We start from the raw sequence: 16364 nt of genomic DNA on the forward strand, positions 1-16364 counted from the left end.
CCAAAACGTTATGAGCTGAAAATTCAATTGTTATGCTCTTTAGCTATTTATTTCACGCTATTAGAGCATAAATGAAATTTTTCACAACTTGATTATACCTCTTTTTCTATCGTCCTTCTATTACCCGAACAGAAAAAGGCTACCAAATTGGAATTGGTAGCCTTTTTAATATATTATTCGTCTTTTTTAAATTGCTCACATTTTAATTCTAATTCATCTAACATTGCAAGAAGACGATCTACATCTTCTAATTCTACTTCTTCGGGTTCAATTGTATCAATTACTTCAATGAACATATTTAAACGTTCTTTTAAATATACTAATTGTGTATCTTTATCTTGAATTGCTTTTCCCATGAAGGCACTCTCCTTTTAATTCGAGTTGCTTTTATTATACCGCAAAAACGATTGCTATGGGCATGAAATTTCATCAATTTTGTCACAGTCATCCACTATAATGTAAGCCCTCTCTCTTTTCATGCTAAAAAGTTTCACTTTATAAAAAGCACATATTCTTCTATTATAGAGAATGGACAAATTGTTATTTCAATAGTCAAAGGAGTATTTCATATGATGATATCACAAAAAATGAAGCCGATTACTCCTTCTTACGATCCATGGGAAGCGTATATGGACCTTGAAGAGTACGGCAAACTACTATTAACAAATGTTGAGTTTACAACGACGACGTTATGCAATATGCGCTGTGAGCATTGCGCTGTTGGTTACACGTTACAGCCGAAAGACCCGAATCCGCTTCCGATGGATCTTTTATTAAAACGATTAGATGAGATTCCTCATTTACGTTCTTTAAGTATTACTGGCGGCGAACCTATGCTTTCAAAAAAATCCGTCGACAACTATGTAACACCACTCTTAAAATATGCCCATGAACGAGGCGTTCGCACTCAAATCAACTCTAACTTAACTATAGATTTAGCACGTTACGAACAGATTATTCCTTATTTAGACGTATTGCATATCTCTCATAACTGGGGAACAATTGATGACTTCGTTGAAGGCGGATTTGCAATGATGGAGCGTAAACCTACTTACGAACAACGTGCAAAATTATTCGAAAGAATGATTACAAATAGTAAGGCTCTATCAGATGCAGGTGTACTTGTATCTGCCGAAACAATGCTAAACAAAAGAACTCTACCACATATTGAACATATTCACCGCCAAATCGTCGAAGAGATGGGCTGTAAACGTCATGAAGTTCATCCAATGTATCCAAGTGACTTCGCGAGTAATCTAGAGATTTTAACAAAAGCTGAAATTCGTGATGCGATTGAGCATTTACTAGAAATTCGCGATGAAAATGTATGGATGTTATTTGGAACTTTACCTTTCTATGCTTGTAGCGATGACGAGCGAGACATTGCCACATTTAAAAAGTTACAAGAGAGCAAAAATGTAACTGTTCGTAACGATCCAGATGGTCGTTCACGCTTAAATGTAAATATTTTTGATGGCAATATTATCGTTACTGATTTTGGTGATGTTCCACTTCTAGGAAACATACAAACAAACACATTACAAGAAGCGTATGAAAAATGGAGCGCTTCAAAAACAGCAAAATCATTAAGCTGTCACTGTCCTGCAGTAAAATGTCTTGGACCAAATGTTCTTGTAAAAAACAGCTACTATCCGACAGAAGATTTCTTATCAAAAACAGCAAATATTACATTATAAAAAAACGTCAGCTTATAAGCTGACGTTTTTTCATGTTATTGCGAGTGGGAAGAAGAAATGAATTTAAAATACAAATAATCATGAATTGGGATAGCAGCACCGATTCCTTGAGAAGTAATATTTTTTACAACAAGCCTTTTTTGATTTCCTTTTAATACAAGGTATACTTCTCCAAATGTTACTTTTCCTTTTTCATTTACTGCTGGTGTATAAGCATATAAATATCCAAGTTGACTCGGACTAATATTATACACACGCTCATGCCCTGTACCATAACCAATAGTCGTTTTAAATGAAAGCGGCAATTGTACTTTTTCAAGTGCTTTGAGAAGCATCATTTTTTTCACATCTGCAGCATCTTTCATATCTGCTGTTAAATCGCCTTCAACCGTCTTTTGTGTTTCTTGCTTATAGCGAAGTGGATATAAACGGTCTCCTCCGCGATTATCATACACATTTCGATTCACTTGTTTATATTCCCAATTAATCGATGTGTCTACTGATTCATAATGTAAAGCCCATTGACCTAAATAAATTTTTGCCCGATACCCTACTGCAAGCGGCGCATTTGAAATTGTCGTTTCATTAAACATCCGAATTAAGTCTGGATTTTCAATTTTAATATTAGCCGTTTTCAATAGCTCTTGAGCAAATTTACTTGGTTGTAAACGTGGCAAATCTTGCGCATCATTTGGAAATGTATTGTCTTTTGAAATATTTAAAACAGATGAAGGCATTTTTGTTCCTACTGTTGTCTTTGCAAAACTCATGTTAGGAAATAATAAAATAAACGAGACCATAGTTGAAAGACATATGCTGTATACTCGTTTCACCTGTCTGGCTCCTTCCTATGTAGGTATATATACTACTTCGTTTATTGTTTTCTCTGAGCGCAATTGTTATGCCTATTTTTCATAATAAATAAAAACCAATTCCCATAATGACATACGCCGCTAGTAAAGTGCCACCTTCAAACCAGTTTGTATCTCCATCATTTGAAATCGCAATCGTTAAGAAAACGGCTGTAATCATAGACACAAGTTCTGGTATAGTAAATACTAAAGGCATCCTTTGCGCGAAGAACATAGATAGCAATACTAATACAGGAGCAACAAACATGGCGATTTGTAATGTAGAGCCTATTGCAATTTCGACTGCAATATTTACTTTATTTTTATAAGCCATAATAATTGCAGACGCATGTTCCGCTGCATTCCCAACAATCGCAACGATAATAACCCCTATAAATAACTCTGACCAACCAAATGACTTTGCAACAGTTTCAAAAGTATGTACGAGTGCCTCTGACACATAAGCTACTGCCAGTGTTGCTATCGCTAAAATAAGGAGCGCCTTCCCTTTTGACCACTCTGGCTCTTCTTCATGCGCTACTTCGTCACTTTTATGTTGATATACACCACGGTGCGTAACTAACTTAAATAGTAATGCAGCAAGGTACATGATAATCATAATAATAGAAACACCTATACTTAATTGATACGTCTTGCCAGCGTCCATCTTCATTGAAAAGATCTCTGGAATAACAAAGGCCACAACAACAGCAAATATTAATAAAGCTGAATTATGCCTTGCATCATATACATTAAAACTTTGTCTTTTGTATTTAAGACCTCCAACAAAGAAAGATAACCCTCCTACCAATAATAAATTTCCAAGTACAGAACCGGTTAAAGAAGCTAACACCACTTCAATTAACCCTGCTTGAAGTGCAAAAATTGAAATGATAAGTTCAACAGCATTACCGAAAGTAGCATTTAATAATCCGCCTATTCTAGGACCAGAAACAATTGCTAAACTCTCTGTTGCTCTCCCCATAAAACCAGCTAATGCGATAATCGTAATACAATACACAGCGAACATAATTGTTTCTGGCCAATGAAGTGTTTTGCCAAGTACAGATAGTGGTACACCTATAAGTGCTACTATAAGAAATATTTTATTAAACATGCTTTTCATCCTTCCATCGTATGTATTTCTCCTCAATATTATTATTATTCTTCTCCTAACTTGTCCGATTTCATCACGATTACGTTTAAAAAATCGACTTAAAGAAAACAGTATGAAAGATATTTAAATTATCTTGTTTAAACAGAGAAAATATAAATTAGGAAAAGAGGTAAAGAATATGCACTTAAAAGAGAAAATTGCAACTATTATTCAAGGACAACGTACTGGTGTATTATCTACAGTACGTAACGAGAAACCTCATAGCGCCTTTATGATGTTTTTCCATGAAGATTTTGTACTATATGTTGCAACAGATCGAAAATCAAAAAAGATAACAGATATCGAAAAAAATCCAAATGTACATGTACTACTTGGACGTGAAGGAAAAAAATTAGATGAAGATTATATTGAAGTTGAAGGGTTAGCTTCAATCGAGGAAGACTCAACATTAAAAAACAAGTTTTGGAATAATAGCTTAAAACGTTGGTTACTCGGTCCTGAAGACCCTAATTACGTATTGATAAAAATCAATCCCGACACAATTTATTACATTGATGGTGCCGGTACGACGGAGCCTGAGTTTTTACGACTATAAAATAAAACAAGCCCCTCCTTAGGTGGGCTTGTTTTGTCGAAAAGTTCTTTTTGAAAAAACAATAAAATAGGTGGAACCTTCTAAAGATTCTGTTATATAATAGCAGTAACTTAAATAAACTGTATTAAAACAGATTGAGAGGAGAAATAAAATTGATGAAGAGAGAAGAACGCAAAAACATGATTGAGTTTATTGAAAAGAAAAAAGGGATTGAGCGTGACGAATTACTGTTTATGACAGACGATGAAGTAGAACATATTTATAATGTAACGTACTTTTTATATGAGGAAATTGCAGAGTAGTATAATAATCCCCACCTTATTAAAAATATAAGGTGGGGATTATTTCGTTATTTAGCCCACTATTTGCAGGCAGTAAAACTCCCACCTTAAAATTCAGGTGGAGCAAGAAGTTAAGTTGAAGTCGCACTTCCTATAAAGCTCAATTGCTTCAACTTTATACATGAGAATCATTTTCATGTATAATACTGTAAGATTGGAGGAATTTTACTATGAGTTCGTGGCTCTTATTTGCACTATTATCAGCAATTGCTGCTGCCCTTGTATCTATTTTTGGAAAGTTTGGTTTAGACGGAATCGATGCAAACGTTGCAACAACAATTCGATCTATTATTATGGCATTATTTATGATAGGCGTTATTATCATACAAGGTAAATTTCAAAATATCGGCGACGTACTGCTAAATAAAAAAGCACTGCTATTTATCACATTAAGTGGGGTTGCAGGTGCTTCGTCATGGCTATTTTATTTTCTTGCCCTCAAAACAGGAAAGGTTTCACAAGTAGCTCCTGTCGATAAATTAAGCGTCGTATTTTCTATCATTCTCGCTATGATTATCCTCGGTGAAAAGTTAAACTTTATGACCGGTGTTGGTGTAGTCTTTATTACAGCTGGTGTATTATTTATTGCTTTCAGCTAAAAAAAACCGCTATTAGCGGTTTTTCTTTTTCTTTATGTACAACCATACAACACATGTAACAACTGCTGAAATTAATAAAATCCATATTCCATAATGATGTAAACTATACTCAACGAAGCGCCACTTCTCGCCTAACTTCCAGCCAAGCCCAATAAAAACACTTATCCAAATAAGCGCACCACCATAAGCGTACAAACAAAAACGCCAAAATGTCAAATTTGATACTCCAGCAAAATATGCCGTTAAATGACGTACTCCCGGTATAAAATAACCAATCATTAAAAGAAATGGCCCATATTTTTCAAATAAAATATGTGTTTTTTCAATGTGATGTTCTTTAATTCTAATTTTCGGCCCATATTTCTTTAAAACAGGGAGCCCAAGTTTTAAACCTAATATGTAGCTTAACGTGATCCCTAACATCGCACCAGCCATCCCACTTAAAAAAGCAGCAGTTCCTGACATAACTCCTTTTGAAACATTATAACCAACAAAGGTCAATAAAAACTCGTCTGGTATCGGTAATCCGACAATCCCACCAGCCAAAGCTATAACAATTCCAAAATAGCCATAATGCGCGATTAACTCGCCAATATGTTGTTCCATTCGGAAGACACATCCTATGCACGATCGTTATTCCACATTGTACCCTTTCTATCTTTAAGGCAAACATGGTATACATATTCACTATACATTGTTTTTATAATGAACTCTACTTCTATTCTTTCCTTTAACAGAGATAAAGTGAAACTTTAATCAGTGGGAGTTTTGTTTATCCTCTACTAATTATTAACCTATGCCAATCTTGCTTCTATAGACATCCCGACTCCCACATAACTTACTTACATTCAACAATTTTGAGATTAGATTCTTACTGCCCGCAAATAACCCGATAAAAAATAAAAATTCATATGCGTGTTTTTTTGTTACAATAAAGGAAAGTTACTTTTCGCAACGGTTTAACTCTCAAGAAAAATGATATATCTAGCAAAAACATAGTTTGGTCTATATAATGCAACTTCTACCTATTAAAAGAACATACACCCTTTTACATACGACATCATTTTTCTAAATTATACAGGGGGGAACGAACATGACCATTGAAAATCAATTTATTCAAAAAGTTTACTATAAAACATTTTTAACAGAAGAAACTTCTACTCCTGCATCGGAAGTACTCGGTGAAGCATATATAAATGAATCTAAAAATGAATTCTCCAACATTTCTAATATTCGATTTGCTCAAGGTGAATTTTATTATCAAAATAAAGATTTTGAAGCAGCTATATTTAAATGGGAAAAAGTAAATAATGCTCTTGCACTTTGGGCGACAAAAAATATTGCAGATGCTTATTTTGAACTAGGATTCTTACCAAAGGCAGAAGAAATTTATCAATCTATTCAAACGGAAGATACAACTCTTACGATGGAGGTTTCCTTACAACTTCTTTCTCTTTATATCGAACAAGATCGTTTAGGACTCGCTTTTAAGACGATTAGTGAAGCTGTTGCATTCCAACCGGATTATCCAAATATTACTGCAATTGCACGTTCTTTCTATGAAAAACAAGAAGATTGGAACAACGCTATCGAACTAGCTGTTCAAGAAGGTATTCGAACACAATCTTTACACTGGTTTGATACGTTAATAAATTACATAAACAAAGGATTTACAAAAAATATTAAGCCTGAATATTTCTATGAGTCTTTAAAAGCTCTATATGCTGTTGATCAAGCTCAATTTAAAGAGCTTGTTATTGCTCTTTGGAATAGCTATCAACATGAATCCTTATACCTTCCTTGGATTCAAAGTATTAATCATTTATTCTTGCATATTGAAACAGACAATAATGACGATTGGAATGAAATTTCTACTCGCTATCAAGAAACATACTTTGCATTAATTACCGGAAATCATTTTATGCATGAATTAAACGGACTTGTACCAAATTTATTAACAAATTGGTTTAGTTTAACGAAAGCAAAAGATTCTCTAGTTGTCTCTGCAGCAGTGTTAGCATGGAATGAAGTCTCACCTACAACTTTAGAATCATTACTCGTAAAAAGTGCTGGATCCTTACTTTCTAATACATCAGCTGAAGCAGATGTAAATATGGAAACAGTTTCTCATTTATTCGAAACAATCGCTGTATGGGCTGAGAAAAATGATGTAGATTTAAGTCATCAATTTACGCTACTAGTCCATGAACTATGTGATTTAAATGTCACACCACTACTAATAGCTGGAACTAGTGACCATGATAAAACATCATTTGTTAATTCAATATTGGGAGAGAACATCTTAACTGAAACTTTAACAACTCCTATTCTATTTAAAGACGCTAGTCAAACTGAAATAACAGAATTTACCGAGTTAGATATACGAAATATCCCTAACCTTGATGAATTCCATCAAATAACGGCTACATCTGCTCAGTCAGAACTTGAGAAAAAATGTATAGAAATTAAGCTACCAAGTAGGTTTTTAAGAAAAAATAAGTTTACATTTCTTCTTACACCATCCATTCAAGAGCAATTGGATAAAAACAATGCATACTTTGAATACTTACAAGCAGCAGATAGTCTTGTTTACGTATTAAATTCTTCTTCACCATTGCATAGTAAAGAAATTGATACATTAATTTATTTACGTGAACAAGTACCAAACTTACAAATTCACTTCGTATTACACACAAATAATACGACTACTAATGAAAAACTAATTAGTAAACTTAAAGTACATTTTCCAGATGCACAATTCTTCCCATACTCTCCTTCGCAAGAGAGTAGCCAGCAACTTGGAGATGTAACAGAATCTATTCTCTCTAATCTTGCAAAACGCGATATAGAAAAAGAACGTATAGAAAAGCTAATATGGTTTACACAAAAGACAATTGCTTATCTCATAAATGAACGTGTGGAATTAGAAAATACATTAGTAAAATCCGTACGCTGGAATAAACACATCTCAGTGAAACTTACTGGATTTATTAATAACCTTACTGCTCTTGAAAAAGATAAAATTCGCTCTATTACCGAATCCTATCTTTTAACGAAAGAAGAAATTACACGAGATATACATTCTCAAATTCCTGAATTATTACAGAGTTGCTCTGATCTTGTTCAAGAAGATAGTGATTTCAAACTAGTTCATGAAGAATTAAATGCTGCAATGAATGAACGTGTTCAAAAGCATGTACAACAGGTACTTCTTCCTAAATTTACTGGGTCTATTCAAGAATGGATTGAAACAGCACATAATGAATTTATTCAAGCTCAAGCTTATTTAGATGAAATGAGTGAAACGTTTAATAAATTATATAAAGAAGAACGTATGAAACTTCCTTGCGATTTCAAATTATTAGATGATTGGAATCGAGATGTTGCACGAATGACAAATCGAATTACAGTAACGAACATCAATATTTTATTACGCTTTACACCGACACAGTTTTTCTTAAAAAGTGCCGGAAAATTATTTGGTAATATGCAAAAAAACCAATCTATGCTCGCCAACAAATATAAACAATATATTGAAACAGAAGACTATACAGAAATTGCTCACACAATTTCCAAACAATTCTTCCTTCAATTTGAAGTATTTGAAGGTGCATTAGAACGTGATATCATGATGTTCTTCAAAGATCCACTTAATATATTGAAACAAAATGTAGATGCAGCTCAACTTGAGATACAGGAAGACGAGCAAACATTAGCGACGCTAAGAAGCAATCCAGAAACATATCATGATCCTTTGGCGTTATTTAAACTACAATTACTACAACATAAATTTGTTTTAAGTACTACAAAGAAACATGAAGATATCTTTGTATCAAACGAATCTCCTACTGTTTAACAAAAAAAACAAGCAAACTAAAATTTGCTTGGTTTTTTTACTTTATTATTTTCATATGTTCAAACGGATAATAAATGCCTGCTAACTTTCCTAACACATCTTCTCTATCAATAAAACCTAAACCATTTCTACTATCTTTACTTATTAAGCGATTATCTCCCATAACAAAAATCTTATTTTTAGGAACTGTAATCGGTCCAAAGTCCTCTGTTAAATTCATAAGTTTTTTTTCTGCTTGTTTTTTATTACTATCCAAATACTCTTCATCTTTCATTTCAGAATTTACATATAATTGATCATTTCTCATCTCAATTATATCTCCAGGCAATCCAATCACTCTTTTGACATAAAAATTATCTGTTTTCACAACAATAATATCTTCTCTCCCATAGCTTTCAAATTGTTTTGCTAACTTATTAACAATCACCCTATCTCCATCTTGCAACGTTGGCCTCATAGATGCTCCTTTTACAGTCGTCGGAAAAAACACAAAAATTTTCGCCAAAAACACCAATAAACATGCAATTGCAATAGTTCCAAAGAATTCACGCCAACGTTTTTTCTTTTGCATCATTTCACCAACTCATCATCTTTTTACTTTTATTATAAATAATACGACCGGTGATTTTCTACAAAATTCTGAATTGTAAAATTATAATATTAGAAATTTCACAATAAAAATACTGATCAAATTAACAAGCAAAAAAGATACTCTCAAAATAGTCTATCCACTATTTTTGAGAGTATCTTTTTATAATCCCACATATACAATACACATTTGAGCAGCTACATATGTAAGCCAAATCCAAAGTGGCTCATACTTCAATTTACGCCCTCCGATATCTGTCACGCCAATAATGAAATCAGAAATTACAAACAGTAAGCCACCAAACGCTGGTATCCACCATATCCCTGTATTTTCATAATATAAGGCGAATGCAAAGCAAGCCATTCCTCCAACCCACAATCCGTAAATTAGAGCTCCTATCGTAAACAACTTATCCTGTTTATCATTTCGGATAAAGAAGAACCATCCTACAATTAGAAAGAGCCCATATACGAGTAAGCCAATCCAAAAACCATTCCATGAAATTCCTGTTTGCAAAAATGCTTTTACATAAAAACAATGAGCAAGAGCGAAAGTAACCATCCCTCCAATTAATCGATGACCAATTGGAATCAGCCCAGCCATAAACAAATCTCCCACAGTCGATAAAGTCATACCAAGTGCAACCCACGTACTATACTCTACAGATGGATCTTGTAACCATATGCAAATTGCACTACCTGTTAAAGAAAAACTAAGAATAAGACGAATTGCTAAAGGTAACGGCATATTATCTTTCGTTCTTTTTGTCTGCCCCATTGCATAAATTGCACCAATAAAAAAAAGAAATATTTGCCCAATTAACACCACGTAAAGTAGATTCATAATATTTTCTCCTCAATAAATGCTTTTTGTATCTTTTTTCGTTACACTTAGTCTATTATCCTTTTTCTATGAAAAAAGAAGAACAGTACTGTTCTTCCATTGTAATCGCTTTTCTGCTCTCTATGCTACTTGTTTTTCTTGCTCCATTTTTTGCTTAGCTGGTGTCCTATTTACCACAATGATTCCCGCGGCTACACATGCTAAACCGAGTAGCACAAATGAATGAATTGCTTCACCTAAAATCATGCTCGATAATAACACACCAAATACGGGTATAAAGAACATATACATAGATACTTTTCCAACCTTGTTATACTTCATAATTGTATTCCAAATGCAAAAACCAGCTGCAGATAAGAAAGATAAATAAATTAGCATAAGTAGTGCATGTAGACTAAATGTAAATGGCATGACTCCAACTTGTAAAGCCCCTATACATAATAATCCTATAGAACCAAAAATCATTTGGTATGCTGTCATATAGCCAACATCTAATGTTTTACTACCTTCTTTTGCTAATATGTTTCCATATGAATACAGCATTGCTGCACTAAGAAGTAATAAGCTTCCGATCCCAAAATGAAATGATAAGCTACCATCACTCGGCACATTTACTAAAATGACGCCACAAAAACCAATAGATACCCCAATTAATTTTCTCATATTGAGAGCATCATCTTTATATAAAAAATGGGCGAGTAAAATTTGAAAGAATGATGATGTTCCTGAAATGATAGCTCCTTCAATTCCTGAACTATAACTCATTCCAATGTAAAAACAGATATATTGAAGAAACGTTTGGAATAAACCAATTTGTATTAACTGTTTCCCTGTTCCTTTTTTGAAGCTCATATCTTTTCCTAACACTTTAAAGAATAATAAGAGCATGACTCCAGATAAAAAGAAACGATAACCGGCAAATAATATTTGCTCTCCAACTTCTTGTGGTTGAATTCCAAGTTCAACATAACTTAATTTAATAAAAGGAAATGCGCTTCCCCATAAAAAAGTTGCTACTATTGCAGCAATAAATACGCCAATCGGATGGGTAAAAATTTTCTCTGTCTTCACTTGTTGTCTTCCTTTCCGATCTTTTTATGAACAATATTCATATATACCAGAGGAGTTGCGAAAACACAAGTTTTCCGTTTATACTTGAAACAAAACCGTACCATCTCATAAAAACATATGATATACTATAGAATAATTACAACATAAGAACTATTAAAAACAGATTCAACAGAAATGCTGCTATCCATTATGGATGGCAGCTTTCGTCGTTTTATAGGGGTTTCGATTTTGATTATTTTTCTCAATAAGAATGCGGAAGGAGCGGGTAGTAATGAACTCAGAAGTAAAAACGTTACAGTCAAAAGAAACAATTTCTCATCCCTCTTTATGGGACACATTAAAAAAACATTATGAACTTGTATTTGCAGTAGCATCTGGTATTTTTATTTTAGTTGGCTGGTTATTCACAAAGAACGATGTAATGAATGTAGGTATTACTTACTATATCCTTGCTTATATAGTTGGTGGATATGCAAAAGCGAAAGAAGGCATTGAAGATACGATTGAAGAAAAAGAGCTAAATGTTGAAATGCTAATGCTCTTTGCAGCTATTGGTGCTGCAATTATTGGCTACTGGGCAGAAGGGGCTATCTTAATCTTTATCTTTGCGCTCAGCGGTGCTATGGAATCTTATACATTAAGTAAGAGCCAAAAAGAAATTTCCGCTCTTCTTGACTTACAACCCGAAGAAGCATTACGCATTTCCAACGGAACGGAGGAACGTGTTCCTGTTGGAGAGTTACAAATTAACGACATTATTTTAATTAAACCAGGTGAACGTGTTCCCGCTGACGGTACGATTCATAACGGTGAAACAAATATTGATGAAGCAGCAATCACGGGAGAACCTATTCCAAATGAGAAAAGACATGGCGATGAAGTATTTGCAGGTACTGTAAATTTACGTGGTGCTATCGAAGTTAAAATTACGAAGCCAAGCGATCAAACATTATTCCAAAAAATTATCCGTCTCGTCCAAAGTGCACAAAGTGAAAAATCACCATCACAACTATTCATCGAAAAGTTTGAAGGAACATACGTAAAAGGTGTACTACTCGTTGTTGCGCTTATGATGTTCGTTCCTCATTTCTTACTTGACTGGAGCTGGAATGAAACGTTTTATCGCGCTATGATCTTACTTGTAGTCGCATCTCCTTGTGCACTCGTTGCTGCCATTACACCAGCAACGTTATCTGCAATTTCTAACGGAGCAAGAAATGGAATTCTCTTTAAAGGTGGCATACATTTAGAACGCCTCGCTTCAGTAAAAGCAATCGCCTTTGATAAAACAGGAACATTAACAGAAGGAAAACCTACCGTAACAGATGTATATGTTCGAGAAAATATGACAGAAAAAGAAGTACTTTCTATTACAGCATCCATTGAAAGTCACTCTACACATCCTTTGGCTGCATCTATTGTTAAATATGCACAACATGCGTACGACATTACATTAAAAAAACCTGAAAAGGTTGAAGATGTAACTGGTTTTGGGCTAAAAGGAATATTCGAAAACAACGCTTATAAAATAGGTAAAGCTGATTTTATCGGTGAAGAAACAAAAACATTTCATAATGGTATTTCTGCCTCACTTGAAAAGGAAGGTAAAACTGTCGTTTATATTAGTGATGAGGGAGGCATTCTTGGACTTATCGCTTTAAAAGATACGCTTCGCCAAGAAACAATAGCTGCTATTCGTGAATTACAAAGCATTGGTGTCGAAGCAATTATGATTACTGGAGATAATGAAGAAACGGCAAAAGCAATTGCCTCTGAAAGTAATATAAAGGAATATTACGCATCATGTTTACCAGGAACAAAAGTTGAAACGATTAAAAAGTTAAAAGAAAAATACGGTACAGTAGCAATGGTCGGAGACGGTATAAATGATGCACCTGCACTAGCTACTGCTAGCATTGGTGTCGCAATGGGAGAAGGAACAGATGTAGCTTTAGAAACTGCGGATGTTGTACTGATGAAGAACGAACTATCTCGTCTTTCCCAAGCAATTCGTTTATCAAAACGAATGAACCGTATTGTGAAGCAAAACGTAATCTTTTCGCTAGCCGTTATTGCCATGCTAATTTGTTCAAACTTCTTGCAATTTTTAGCTCTTCCATTCGGTGTTATTGGCCATGAAGGAAGTACGATTCTTGTCATTTTGAATGGCTTACGATTATTAAAAGGCAGCAAATAAAACGGGTCCCTCATAGAGGACCCGTTTTTTTTAATGATAGCTATTATGACCGTTCGCACTGCTACTCGTTTTATGCTTTGGATGCGAACTGCTCTTTTGTTTATTATTACTTTTATTATTATGGTTCTTTTTATTATTACTCATGAAATATCCCCCCTGTTCCTTTTTATTATGGAACAAGAGCTCATTATTCATTACGGGAATTATTGTCACCGGTTCTATAATGGTGGAGTAAACCATTAATTTCACCGCCAAGTAAAATTACCCATCCAGTTAAGTAAAACCATAACATTAAAATAATGATACCACCGAGACCACCATATGTATTGGCGTAATTCGCAAACTTATCTACATAATAAGCAAATGAGTACGATACCACAATCCATCCTACAGTAGCAAATAACGCCCCTGAAATAACTTCTCTTCTTTTTAACTTTCGATCTGGGGCAAATGTATATAAGAAACTAAACAAAGCAAATAGCACGAAGAAACTCGCTACTAATCGTGTAATGCTCCACACGAAAGAAAAACTATCTGATAAACCGAGTGCTTTAAACACTGCTGCTCCAATAACTTGTCCGAATACCGGAACAATTAATGCAAAGACAATCATAAAAATAATAGCTAATGTAAACACAATTGATAACGCTCTTGTTGTAATAAAAGAACGTGTTTCCTTCACGTCATAAGCGCGGTTAAAAGCATTCATAACCGCATTAACACCATTTGAGGCAAACCATAACATGGATAATAAACCAAATGATAATAAACCACCATTTTGCTGGTTTACAACTTTATCTACATTTACCTCAATTAAGTTCATTGCATCATCTGGTACATAAACCTCTAATAAACTAAGCACATCCTCTGTTTGAATGGGAATAAATCCAAGAAGCGTAATTAAGAAAACGAGCCCAGGAAAAATTGCAAGCAAGAAGAAATAAGCGAGCTGTGCTGCCAAGCCCGCTACATCATCGCGCATCGTCCGGTCATATAAATCTTTACCAAACGAATAAGTACGATTTCTTCTCACCTTTTCTAAAATTTTTCTCATATATGTTTAAACGCTTTTCTTCTCTTCTTTATCTTGCTTTAACTCAATGTACGCTTCAGTTTTTTTTTCCACTGCATTTGAGTCTTTCATAAATAATTCACGCGCTTCTTTCATACCACCATCTTCAGCAACTACTGGCTCTTCTTCTGCTTTCAGCTCATCTACCTTTGGAGATACAGCTTGAATTTCAATCGTTTCTGGCTTTTCTTCTGGCTCAACTTTTTTCTTACTAAAAATTTCTTTCGTTTCTTTTAACGTCTCTACAACAGATGGCGTTAATTTTTTAATTTCTGCTACTTTCGCTTTTACCACATTGAAATCAGCAAGTTCGCGTCCTTTATCTGTAACAGTTTGCACTTTTTCTTTAATCTTTGCATTTTCACCAATTTCAATCATCTTTGTTTTTGCTTTTTCTGCTGCATTTTTTACTTTTTCACGGTTTTCTTTCTTTAACATGGATACAGCTACACCTGCCGCTACACCAATCGCAATGTTTCGAGCAATATTATTTTTCTTTGCCATATTCCTTCACCCTTTCATTTCTTATGTTAGAAAGTATTTCTTTCTAAGCTTCCTCATATTCCTTGTTCATTTCGAATGAAAGCTAATAGCTTTGCACACCCTTCTGTTACAAGGTCATATACTTCTTGGAAATTCCCTGTATAGTAAGGGTCAGGAACGTCTGTCCAGCCACCGTCTGGAACAAAGTCGGACAGCCTACCAATATAGCCTCCAGTTTTACCTAAACTTTTTAAATCTGCTATATTCTTGTTGTCCATGGCAATAATATAATCAAACTTTGTTAAGTCTTCTTTTTCTACTTGCCTTGCTTTAATTCCTTCAAAAGTGACTGCATTTTCTTTTAAAATTTTTTGTGTTCCTTTATGTGGCGGATGGCCAACATGCCAATCTCCAGTTCCTGCAGAATCAATGACAATTTTCTCTTCAAGTCCCTCTTTTACGACAAGATTTCGAAAAATCGCTTCTGCCATCGGAGAACGGCAAATGTTCCCAAGACAAACAAACAATACTTGAACCATACTTTTGTTTCTTCCCTTCTTGGTGCATTTCTTTATATATACTTATAGTATAAACAACCAATTATTAAATATAAAGGAAATCCCTACTAATTTAATGGGATTGAAAAGATTCATTAACGAAAATGATAAAAAATGTTAAGATAGCCTTATGTTATTTTAAAGGGGGACACTTCGGTGGATTTATCCGTAAAGTCAGAAGAAAACGTTGAATATATGGTCGAAGCTATTAAAGAAAAATTACGTATGGTTAATGCTGGAGCGATGAGAGCTGCTAGTTTTAACGAAGAAATGTACGAAGATTTACGTGACATTTATGATCATGTTATGAAACGTGAAACATTCAGCATTAGTGAAATGCAAGCTATTACAGAAGAATTAGGTACATTAATTAAAAAGTAAAAAAGCCTCTCTTATATGAGGCTCTTTTTTATTTCCAACAAATTCATGACAACTCTTCTCTTTCCCTCAACCAACTGTAAAATATTGTACAATAGAAGTAGAACCTCACCTTAGA

Annotated in this window: 17 protein-coding genes; 7 read left to right on the forward strand and 10 right to left on the reverse strand. The window is 34.2% G+C overall.

Annotated features, from left to right (window positions below):
- Window positions 1-173 precede the first annotated feature (173 nt).
- Window positions 174-356: an SE1561 family protein gene (locus QCI79_RS10735; RefSeq protein ID WP_000513558.1), complete on the reverse strand. Its 183-nt coding sequence runs from the start codon at window positions 354-356 to the stop codon at window positions 174-176.
- A 213-nt stretch (window positions 357-569) separates the two neighbouring features.
- On the opposite strand from QCI79_RS10735, the gene yfkAB reads away from it, so the two are divergent.
- Window positions 570-1697: a radical SAM/CxCxxxxC motif protein YfkAB gene (gene yfkAB / locus QCI79_RS10740; protein WP_000973550.1), complete on the forward strand. Its 1128-nt coding sequence runs from the start codon at window positions 570-572 to the stop codon at window positions 1695-1697.
- A 35-nt stretch (window positions 1698-1732) separates the two neighbouring features.
- Here yfkAB and QCI79_RS10745 read toward each other — a convergent pair whose 3' ends face one another.
- Together QCI79_RS10745 and cax are read right to left on the reverse strand one after the other, a co-directional pair.
- Window positions 1733-2530, reverse strand: a complete 798-nt coding sequence (locus tag QCI79_RS10745) for a YfkD famly protein (protein WP_002100706.1) — start codon at window positions 2528-2530, stop codon at window positions 1733-1735.
- 79 nt (window positions 2531-2609) lie between these two features.
- Entirely contained in the window at window positions 2610-3665 is a 1056-nt protein-coding gene (gene cax / locus QCI79_RS10750) for a calcium/proton exchanger (protein ID WP_000482133.1), read from the reverse strand.
- Between the two features lie 178 nt (window positions 3666-3843).
- Here cax and QCI79_RS10755 point away from each other — a divergent pair, with 178 nt between their 5' ends.
- From QCI79_RS10755 to QCI79_RS10765, 3 genes are all read left to right on the forward strand, one after another.
- On the forward strand, window positions 3844-4260 hold the full coding sequence (locus tag QCI79_RS10755) for a pyridoxamine 5'-phosphate oxidase family protein (protein WP_000550211.1): 417 nt from the start codon (window positions 3844-3846) through the stop codon (window positions 4258-4260).
- 155 nt (window positions 4261-4415) lie between these two features.
- Window positions 4416-4562, forward strand: coding sequence for a BH0509 family protein (locus QCI79_RS10760; protein ID WP_000817786.1), 147 nt, complete (start codon window positions 4416-4418; stop codon window positions 4560-4562).
- Window positions 4563-4771: 209 nt separating this feature from the next.
- The gene (locus QCI79_RS10765; protein WP_000100296.1) at window positions 4772-5200 is read left to right on the forward strand and encodes an EamA family transporter; all 429 of its coding nucleotides are present in this window, start codon (window positions 4772-4774) and stop codon (window positions 5198-5200) included.
- A gap of 12 nt (window positions 5201-5212) precedes the next feature.
- Here the strand turns inward: QCI79_RS10765 and QCI79_RS10770 are convergent, their stop codons facing one another.
- Window positions 5213-5806 carry a DedA family protein gene (locus QCI79_RS10770; protein ID WP_000434873.1) on the reverse strand — a complete coding sequence of 198 codons (594 nt, stop codon included), beginning with the start codon at window positions 5804-5806 and terminating at the stop codon, window positions 5213-5215.
- Between the two features lie 487 nt (window positions 5807-6293).
- Here QCI79_RS10770 and QCI79_RS10775 point away from each other — a divergent pair, with 487 nt between their 5' ends.
- Window positions 6294-9056 (forward strand): tetratricopeptide repeat protein, encoded by a 2763-nt coding sequence (locus QCI79_RS10775; protein WP_000151409.1) that lies wholly within the window; start codon window positions 6294-6296, stop codon window positions 9054-9056.
- A gap of 37 nt (window positions 9057-9093) precedes the next feature.
- Here the strand turns inward: QCI79_RS10775 and lepB are convergent, their stop codons facing one another.
- From lepB to QCI79_RS10790, 3 genes are all read right to left on the reverse strand, one after another.
- Window positions 9094-9630, reverse strand: coding sequence for a signal peptidase I (gene lepB, locus QCI79_RS10780; RefSeq protein WP_000983311.1), 537 nt, complete (start codon window positions 9628-9630; stop codon window positions 9094-9096).
- 177 nt (window positions 9631-9807) lie between these two features.
- On the reverse strand, window positions 9808-10488 hold the full coding sequence (locus QCI79_RS10785) for a lysoplasmalogenase (RefSeq protein WP_001051071.1): 681 nt from the start codon (window positions 10486-10488) through the stop codon (window positions 9808-9810).
- Between the two features lie 120 nt (window positions 10489-10608).
- Window positions 10609-11559, reverse strand: a complete 951-nt coding sequence (locus tag QCI79_RS10790; RefSeq protein ID WP_000845730.1) for a DMT family transporter — start codon at window positions 11557-11559, stop codon at window positions 10609-10611.
- 271 nt (window positions 11560-11830) lie between these two features.
- On the opposite strand from QCI79_RS10790, the gene QCI79_RS10795 reads away from it, so the two are divergent.
- Window positions 11831-13756: a heavy metal translocating P-type ATPase gene (locus QCI79_RS10795; protein WP_021728442.1), complete on the forward strand. Its 1926-nt coding sequence runs from the start codon at window positions 11831-11833 to the stop codon at window positions 13754-13756.
- Between the two features lie 187 nt (window positions 13757-13943).
- On the opposite strand, the gene QCI79_RS10800 is transcribed toward QCI79_RS10795, so the two are convergent.
- Genes QCI79_RS10800 through QCI79_RS10810 form a run of 3 tightly spaced genes read right to left on the reverse strand, consistent with a single transcriptional unit; the run spans window position 13944 to window position 15850 of the window.
- Complete coding sequence (locus QCI79_RS10800) at window positions 13944-14810, reverse strand: YihY/virulence factor BrkB family protein (protein ID WP_001226536.1); 867 nt, start codon at window positions 14808-14810, stop codon at window positions 13944-13946.
- A 6-nt stretch (window positions 14811-14816) separates the two neighbouring features.
- Window positions 14817-15332: a DUF4075 domain-containing protein gene (locus QCI79_RS10805; RefSeq protein ID WP_021728443.1), complete on the reverse strand. Its 516-nt coding sequence runs from the start codon at window positions 15330-15332 to the stop codon at window positions 14817-14819.
- A 53-nt stretch (window positions 15333-15385) separates the two neighbouring features.
- The gene (locus QCI79_RS10810; RefSeq protein WP_000250916.1) at window positions 15386-15850 is read right to left on the reverse strand and encodes a low molecular weight protein-tyrosine-phosphatase; all 465 of its coding nucleotides are present in this window, start codon (window positions 15848-15850) and stop codon (window positions 15386-15388) included.
- 174 nt (window positions 15851-16024) lie between these two features.
- Here QCI79_RS10810 and QCI79_RS10815 point away from each other — a divergent pair, with 174 nt between their 5' ends.
- Window positions 16025-16249 carry a DUF1128 domain-containing protein gene (locus tag QCI79_RS10815; RefSeq protein ID WP_000366196.1) on the forward strand — a complete coding sequence of 75 codons (225 nt, stop codon included), beginning with the start codon at window positions 16025-16027 and terminating at the stop codon, window positions 16247-16249.
- Window positions 16250-16364: the final 115 nt, after the last annotated feature.

The sequence above is a fragment of the Bacillus cereus group sp. MG1 genome (assembly GCF_040460035.1).
In the GTDB taxonomy this organism is placed as follows: domain Bacteria; phylum Bacillota; class Bacilli; order Bacillales; family Bacillaceae_G; genus Bacillus_A; species Bacillus_A cereus.